This window comes from Ideonella azotifigens (genome assembly GCF_006519715.1).
In the GTDB taxonomy this organism is placed as follows: domain Bacteria; phylum Pseudomonadota; class Gammaproteobacteria; order Burkholderiales; family Burkholderiaceae_C; genus Ideonella; species Ideonella azotifigens.
Map to the genome: position 1 here is coordinate 1 of NZ_VIDT01000888.1, position 1,895 is coordinate 1,895.

Annotated in this window: 2 protein-coding genes and 2 pseudogenes; 1 reads left to right on the forward strand and 3 read right to left on the reverse strand. The window is 69.1% G+C overall.

The annotated features are described in order from the left end of the window. Both FKP22_RS28900 and FKP22_RS28905 read right to left on the reverse strand, forming a co-directional pair. Window positions 1–339: pseudogene (locus tag FKP22_RS28900) on the reverse strand (hypothetical protein); the annotation flags it as partial. Between the two features lies 1 nt (window position 340). After that, window positions 341–772 (reverse strand): hypothetical protein, encoded by a 432-nt coding sequence (locus FKP22_RS28905; protein ID WP_170201160.1) that lies wholly within the window; start codon window positions 770–772, stop codon window positions 341–343. Between the two features lie 70 nt (window positions 773–842). Here FKP22_RS28905 and FKP22_RS28910 point away from each other — a divergent pair, with 70 nt between their 5' ends. Continuing rightward, complete coding sequence (locus FKP22_RS28910) at window positions 843–1,220, forward strand: YciI family protein (protein WP_170201161.1); 378 nt, start codon at window positions 843–845, stop codon at window positions 1,218–1,220. On the opposite strand, the pseudogene FKP22_RS33020 reads toward FKP22_RS28910, so the two are convergent. Further along, window positions 1,214–1,895: pseudogene (locus FKP22_RS33020) on the reverse strand (DUF6701 domain-containing protein); the annotation flags it as partial. The gene FKP22_RS28910 and the pseudogene FKP22_RS33020 sit on opposite strands and share 7 nt — an antisense overlap.

Genomic DNA, 1,895 nt, shown 5'->3' on the forward strand with positions numbered 1-1,895 from the left:
GATGTGGCCGTTGACCATGTCCTTGGCGCGCCAGCGGGCGGCTGCGCGCAGTTCGTCGGCCGGCACCACCGGGGCTTCGATCTGCAGCAGCTGGTAGGCTTGCAGCGGCAGCACGGCGGTCGCCGGCGAGCCATTCGGCAAGCCCAGCTGGCGCACCGCGCGGGTCCATTCGGCGTCGGTCTGGCCGTCGCGGGCCAGCTCGCCATGCGAAGCCAGGCGCAGCCGGCCGCCTGCCGGCTCTGCGCGCAGCCAGGCCAGGCCTTCAGGCGTGCTGCAGAACACCAGCCGGTCTTGCCGATTCCCGCGGGCGTTGCGTTGCCAGGGCCAGCGCAGCTTCATCTCAGGTGCTCTCGTCCGTGGAAAGGGGTTGCGTGGCGCCGCCATCCGGGCCTTCCCCGGCCATCACAGGCGTTGGCATCATCCACAGGCACAGCCAGCCGACGATGGCCGCTTGCAGCGCGTATTCCAGCCAGCGCGCGGACGCGCGCGGCCGGGCCGTCGAAGGCAAGCGGGCGGGGCGAAAAACCGAAAGGGCGCGGAAGGCAGGCATCACGAGGACCGGGTTGACTGCATGAAGGAAGTGCGCGCCCAGGGCGCCGCACGAGAGGTACTGCTTTCCCGGGATTTTGCGGACCGGCCGCGAAAGCGAAGCCCTGAAAAGGGGCGCGAACGCGGGCAGATCCGGGCCTTGGGGGCTAGCATCAAGCCCTTGCCGATCACGGGGGAAACCCATGTCCAAGCTCAAGTTCCTGCGGTTGGCGGCCAGCAGCATCGCGCTGACTCTTGGCGCCTCGGCGCACGCACAGTCAGCCGCGGCCGTTGCACCGCCAGCCTACGACCCGGTGCTCGCCGCCAAGCTCGGCGGCAACGACAATGGCATGCGCCAGTACGTCCTCGTGATCCTGAAGACCGGCCCGAACCGCGTGCCAACTGGCCCGGAACGCGACGAGATGTTCAAAGGCCACTTCGCCAACATGAAGCGCCTGGCCGACGCCGGCAAACTCGCCATCGCCGGCCCCTTCGACGGCGACGACGGTTGGCGCGGCATGTTCATCTTTGCCGTGCCCACCGTCGAAGAAGCGAAGACCCTGGTCGCCACCGACCCGGTGGTCATCAAGGGCGAAATGGTCCCGGAGTTTCACCCGCTGTACGCCTCGGCGGCGCTGATGCTGGTGCCGGACGGGCATCTGAGGCTTTCGAAACCGGCGCCAGCTCAGTAGTTCTCCCGCGAGAAGATCAGCGGGTCCGCGCCGCGATACAGCCCGAAGCTGGCGCGTGCGGTGGGGTCCTTGTCGGTGCCCGCGCCGCACCAGGCACCGCGCAGGTAGGCGAGGCTCGCGCCTGTGCTGGCGGCGTCGCCGGTGCCGGGCGTCCAGGGTTGCAGGCAGGAGACGTCTGCTGCTGTGCTGCCCAGGCTCAAGGCCACGTCGACGCTGCCGCGGTGGGTGGCCGTGGGCGCGTTGAGCACCAGGCTGGCCTGGCCTGCAGACAGCGTGATGCTGGTCGCGACAAGGTTGGTGTCGGCGGCGGTGAGGGTCTTGCGGTAGTTGCCGAAGTTGACCGCGGTGGCCGGCACTTTGGTGCAGCTGTCCAGCGTGTTCGGTGCCCAGGCGCTGCCGTTCCAGTACTGGGCCTGCAGCGGCATGCTGAGTGCGCGGTCTGCCGCGCCAATGGCATTGAGGAGCCTCAATCGGCCGTGACGCAGCACGATGCTGGCCAGCTGCGTGTGGTCGCTGGTTCCGTCAGCGGGCAGGTTGGTGTCCAGGTCGTAGGCGAGCATCTTCACGCCGTCGCTGTCGACCGGGGCGATGCCGAAGCTGGCGCTGAACGGGCCATCGGCCGGTGTGGTGCGGCTGACCTGGGCGCTCAGCTGCACGTTGCTGGCCACGCCGTTG